Source organism: Neisseria sp. P0007.S010 (genome assembly GCF_051962875.1).
In the GTDB taxonomy this organism is placed as follows: Bacteria; Pseudomonadota; Gammaproteobacteria; order Burkholderiales; family Neisseriaceae; genus Neisseria; species Neisseria subflava_A.
Window position 1 is genome coordinate 1 of record NZ_JBQCUX010000048.1, and the last position, 269, is coordinate 269.

Here is a 269-nt window from a genome sequence, read left to right on the forward strand (position 1 = left end):
CTAGCCGCCGGCGCCCAAGCCTACCAACTGGCCGATTCCGTCGGCAAAGTGGCCGACGCCGTCAAAAACCAAACCGGCCAGCAAGGCGCCGTCCTCTTGTCCGTCGAAGCCGGCTTCGGCTTTAAATCCGCCGGCAAAGAGCAAAACCAACACTACCGCCAAAGCCAACAAAGCAGCCTGAAAGCTGGCGGAGACATCAATATCCGCAGCCGCGAGGGCGACATTACCGTCCAAGGCAGCAACATTACTGCGGGCGACACCATCCGCCT

The 269-nt window shown here is 60.6% G+C and carries 1 protein-coding gene; it reads left to right on the plus strand.

Annotated elements, in window-relative coordinates; translation table 11 throughout:
* Positions 1-269: hemagglutinin repeat-containing protein (locus ACTHR7_RS10850; RefSeq protein WP_440370813.1), on the plus strand; the 269-nt coding region annotated here is incomplete at both ends.